General features: G+C 73.1%; 4 protein-coding genes. 2 read left to right on the forward strand and 2 right to left on the reverse strand.

Translation table 11 applies throughout. The features are described 5' to 3' along the window. On the reverse strand, nucleotides 1-489 hold a 489-nt coding region (locus ACYQ8L_RS18055; RefSeq protein ID WP_459943214.1), incomplete at its 3' end, for an Rpn family recombination-promoting nuclease/putative transposase. Nucleotides 490-886: 397 nt separating this feature from the next. Between ACYQ8L_RS18055 and ACYQ8L_RS18060 the strand changes: the two genes are divergently transcribed. Further along, a complete protein-coding gene (locus tag ACYQ8L_RS18060) occupies nucleotides 887-2437 on the forward strand; it encodes a sensor histidine kinase (RefSeq protein WP_459943215.1) in 1551 nt (516 codons plus the stop codon). Here the strand turns inward: ACYQ8L_RS18060 and ACYQ8L_RS18065 are convergent. Next, nucleotides 2404-2754 carry a PilZ domain-containing protein gene (locus ACYQ8L_RS18065; protein WP_459943216.1) on the reverse strand — a complete coding sequence of 117 codons (351 nt, stop codon included), beginning with the start codon at nucleotides 2752-2754 and terminating at the stop codon, nucleotides 2404-2406. The two genes, ACYQ8L_RS18060 and ACYQ8L_RS18065, sit on opposite strands and share 34 nt — an antisense overlap. 545 nt (nucleotides 2755-3299) lie before the next feature. On the opposite strand from ACYQ8L_RS18065, the gene ACYQ8L_RS18070 reads away from it, so the two are divergent. Next, nucleotides 3300-4592, forward strand: a complete 1293-nt coding sequence (locus ACYQ8L_RS18070; RefSeq protein WP_459943217.1) for a hypothetical protein — start codon at nucleotides 3300-3302, stop codon at nucleotides 4590-4592. Nucleotides 4593-4676 lie beyond the last annotated feature (84 nt).

A 4676-nucleotide genomic window follows, 5' to 3' on the forward strand; every position in this document is an offset into this window, starting at 1 on the left:
GGAATACCGCCCCAGGTCACAAAGCAGGTACCGGAACTCCGGTTGGTACGCACGCAGGCTTTCGGGGGCGTCCAGAAGCTCCGAGAGCCGCTCCGGCACCCGCCAGGAGGGCCGGCCGTGGTACAGGACCACCGGGATCACCGGAGGCAGGCCGGGCTCGGCGGTCTCCCGGAGGGCCTTCTCCCACAGCCGGACCACGTAACGCAGGACCTGGAGTGCCGTGAGCCGGTCCGGATAGCTTTTATGCTCGATGAGCACGTACACGAAAGCCTCGCCCCCCTCTTTGAGGCCCACGGTGAACACGGCGTCGGCCTGGTGGCTGCGTAGACCCGGGTCGATGAACGTGCCGGGCACGGTGGCCACCGTGTCCAGGTCGAGAGCCTTTGTGAGTTCCTCCGGGAGATAGTGGCGCACGAACTCTCGGGCGGCGTCCGGCCGTGCGAAGAGGTCCCGGAAGAACCGATCGTGGGGAGACTGGAGGTCGGCCATGGCCGTAGTCTACCCCGACGGGCCGCAATCGAAAAGTTGCAAACATTCCCCACTCTCGGCAGTTGACACGTCAAACGACCCGCGGCAGTTCCCCCGTCCGCACGTCCCCGCGTCCCAACGTCCGCACGATTGTCCGTCCGCACGTCCGCGCATCCGAGCGTCCGCACGGTCAAACGACCAACGACCCGCGGCAGTTGGCCCGTACGCACATCCGCGCGTCCCAACGTCCGCACGATTGTCCGTCCGCACGTCCGCACATCCCAGCGTCCGCACGTTCTTATAAACTTCTCCCCCCCACCGGCCGATCTGTTGCGGGGTGGGGCGGCGCGGGTATTCTGGAACGGTTCGTCCCGCCCCCATCGCGTTTCCCGATGGCACCGGATCGGCCGGAGATCCCATGGAGTTTCCCCAAGCCTCGGAGACCGTAGAGCGCCTGTCGCGCCGGCTCGCGGAGGCGTCCACCCTGGAGGAGGGGGTGGAGGCCCTGGCCTGGGCCCTGGCCGAGCGGCTCTTGTTCTACCGGGTCTCCTTGGTCCTGCCGTTACGCGACCCCGACCGGTACTGGGTGGCCGCCTCGTGGGCTGAACGGCCCGAGGAGGAGATGGCCGGGTACACCTTCGGCCTGGCCGGCCACCCCCTGGCCCCGGTGGTGACCGACGGCCGGCCGGTGGTGCGCCACGACCCCGAGAACGATGCGCCGGAACTTCCGGTGTCACGGCTCTTCCGGGGGGAGGGCAAGCGCTGGGAACTCGGGGTGCCGCTCGCTCTCGCCGCGCGGCGGGGCATGCTCGTGCTGGCGAGCCGACATCCGGAGCCGCCCGGCCCGGAGCAGGTGGCCTGGGCGGAAGGGGTGGCCCGGTGGGCCTCGGTGTGGGCCCGGCCCTGGTGCGGGCCCGGCGCGCCCGAGATGCTCCGGGAACTCTACCAGTCGCTCCTCGAGGGCGCCCTGGACGGGATCGCGCTTCTGCGGGACGGTGAGATCGTGTACGCGAACCCCTCGTTCCGGGAACTCTTCGGCCTTTCGCCGGCCGCGGCCGAGGGGCTGCGGCTCGTGGAACTCCTGGAGCCGGGCTCCCGGAAGGCCATGTTGAAGGCCCTGGACGAGCTGGCGGAGCGGCCCCGGGTGCTGCCCCGAGTGGAGGTGGAGGCCCGGGGGCCCCAGGGCCGGCCCCTGGTGCTGGACCTGGGGTTCCAAGCCATGCTCCACGAGGGGGTGCCCGCCGTGCTGGTGCAGGTCCACAACGCCACCGCCCGGGCCCGGCGGGAGCAGGAGATCCGGGAGCGGGTGGACCACCTGCTGCGGGTGCTGGGCCACGACCTTCGCACCCCGCTTACGGCCGTCTTGGGCTACGGCCAGCTCCTGGACGAGCGCCTCGACAAGGAAACCCCCGAGAAGCTCCGGGAGATGGTGGCCGTGTTGCGGCGTTCGGCCGAGGGGCTCCGGCGGCTCGCCGAGGGGATGCTCGAGTACGCCGCCCTGGGACGGGAGGGCTCGCCCCTGGGGCCGGTGGTGTTGGAGCCGCTCCTTCGCACCGTGGAGGCGGAACTGGCCGATCCGATCGTCCGGAGCGGGGCGGCGATCCGCTACCGGGGGCTCCCCGAGCGGGTCTGGGGCCGGCCGGTGGAGGTGGGGCGGGTGTTCCGGAACCTGTTCGAAAACGCGATCCGGTACGCCCAGCCCGGGGTGCCGCCCGAGATCGAGGTCGCGGGCGAGGGGGAGGACCGGGGGTTCCACGTGATCTCGGTGGCCGACAACGGCCGGGGAGTCGCCCCGGAGGACCGGGAGCGGATCTTCGGACTTTTCGAGAAGGGCCCGGGCGGCGGGACGGGGTTGGGGCTCGCCCTGGTCCACCGGATCGTGACCGGGTACGGCGGCCGGGTGTGGGTGGAGCCGGGGGAGGAGGGGAGCCGGTTCTACGTGACCCTGCCCCGGGCGCCCGAGGCGTAGCGCCGGGCGAGGAACGCTCGGTCCCGGGGGGAGAGGTTCACCCACCGCACCCCCACGCGGCCGTCGGGCCGCGCGTACACCACCCGGCCGGCGAACGTCCGGACCTCCCGCTCGAACACGATGTCGAACCGCCACACCTCCCCGGGCCGGGGCACGGGGGCTTGGGCAAACCGCAATCCGGCGCCCCCCAAGGAGACGTCGAGGGTCTTGCCCAGGTTCTCGCCGGAACCGGCCCGGGCCCCCACGGTGCGCACGTCGCGCCACCGCGGGGTCTTTCGGGCCTCGTTGATCCATTCGGGAAGCCGGCTGATGACCATGGCGCCCCTTCCGTGTGGTTTCACGTTGGGACGTTCGGACGTTCGGACGCTGGGACGTTAGGACGTTGGGACGCTGGGACGCTGGGACGTTAGGACGTTGGGACGTTAGGACGCTGGGACGTTCGGACGCGGGGTCCCAGAAACTTTGATGATTCCAGCGTCGCCGCCCGGCGTGGTCGGAATCTTGGCACCTGGGGGCCCCCACGGGGGCCGAAGAACCCTCCCCTGAAGACGGGGGACGCGCCGGAAAGGGCCGGCACCCCTCGGGCGGGGATGCAAAGGGAGTGCCGGGGGCGTTGGGACGGTAGGACGTTGGGACGCTAGGACGTTAGGACGGTAGGACGTTTCGTCCGCACGTTCGCACGTCCCAGCGTCCGCGCGGTTGTCCGTCCGCACGTTCGCACGTCCCAGCGTCCGCGCGGTTGTCCGTCCGCCCGTTCGCACGTCCTAGCGTCCGCACGGTTGTCCGTCCCCACGGACACCTTGGTCCCTGGGTAAAAAAATGCTCAAATAGGGAACTTCGGTTTCGGACTCGTGGGAGGCAAATGACACGACGGTGGGTGGCTTGGGTGATCCTGGCGCTCCTGGCGGCGCCGGCGACCGCGGCTTTGATGGCCGAGGCGGACCGGGTGCCGGCGGGGGAGCCCCTGGCCGTGCTGGACGCGGCGGCGCTCGGGGGGGAGACCCTGCCCCCGGGGGTGCGGGCGGCCCTGGCGGGCGCTCTGGCCCGGGGAGGGGGGCTTTTGTTCGTGGGGCAGACCGACCCCACGGGCCCGGAGCCGGTGAACCAGGAACTCGGGCTCCTCCTGGCCCGGACCTGGGCGCTTCGGGCCGCCCGGGAACTCGGCGCCGACCCGGCCCGGTTCGCCACGGCCTCGGCCGGGGAGGGCCCGGTGCCCGAGGTGCGGGTGTACCCCTGGGATCCGCCCCCCGCGGCCCCGCCGGTCCGGGGCCCCGTGACCGTGCTCGAGCCCGCTCCGGGCGCAGAGCCGGCCGGGCGGGTGTGGGCGGTGGGCCGGCCGGCGGGGTCGGTGTGGCTGGAGGTGGGGAAGACCCTCTGGGCCTATCGGCCCAGCGAGCCCCTGTGGGAACTCCCCCTCCCGGCCGGCGGCGGCGCCCTGGCGGCGGCCGAAGGGGGCGCGGTCGAGGCCCTCGAGGTTCCGGCGGCCGGCCCCGACTGGCCGGAGCTTCGGGCGCGGGTGGAGCGCCGGGAGGACTGGTGGGCCGAGGTCCGGGTGGACCTGCCCGACGGGGCCCGGGACGCGGTGGTGTGGGCCGGGGGGGTTCCCTACCCGGTGCCCCCGGTCCCCGCGACCGGCGTGCCCGTGCTCCTCTTCCCCGATGCCCGCACGGTCCGGCTCGAGGCCACCGACCCCGAGGGCCGGCGCCGGAGCGGGCCGGGGGCGGAACTGCCGGCCGGGCAGGGGGAGGCCCCCGCCTGGGCCGTCGTTCTCACGTGGACCGACGGGGGGGCCGATCTGGACCTCTGGGTCACCGACGGCCGGCGCCGGACCGCGGCCGCGAGCCCGGATCCCCTGTTCGACCCGGCGGCCGTGCCCGGGGTGCGCCACCTCTTCGATTCGGGCGTCGGGGGGCCGTCGGCCGCCGTGGCCGGGTGGGGGGACCCGGCCGGGGTGCGGGCCTGGGCGAGTTGCTTCGCCGACCTGAGGGACGCGGGTGCCGAGGCCCGGGCCTACTGGATCGCCCGGCCCGGCGACCCCCTGGAGGAGACGATCGTCCCCCTGGGCCCCCGCCGCCTCTCCCAGAACCCCCTGCGAGCGGCCTGGAGGGTGGGGGGGACGTTAGGACGCGAGGACGTTGGGACGTTAGGACGGTAGGACGGTAGGATGGTAGGACGTTCCGTCCGCCCGTTCGCACGTCCCAGCGTCCGCACGGTTGTCCGTCCGCCCGTCCACGCGTCC

Source organism: Deferrisoma palaeochoriense (genome assembly GCF_054656955.1).

Coding starts and splice junctions, on each gene's coding strand:
- ACYQ8L_RS18060 (WP_459943215.1), top strand. CDS start 887: ATGGAGTTTCCCCAAGCCTCGGAGACCGTAGAGCGCCTGTCGCGCCGG.
- ACYQ8L_RS18065 (WP_459943216.1), bottom strand. CDS start 2,754: ATGGTCATCAGCCGGCTTCCCGAATGGATCAACGAGGCCCGAAAGACC.
- ACYQ8L_RS18070 (WP_459943217.1), top strand. CDS start 3,300: ATGACACGACGGTGGGTGGCTTGGGTGATCCTGGCGCTCCTGGCGGCG.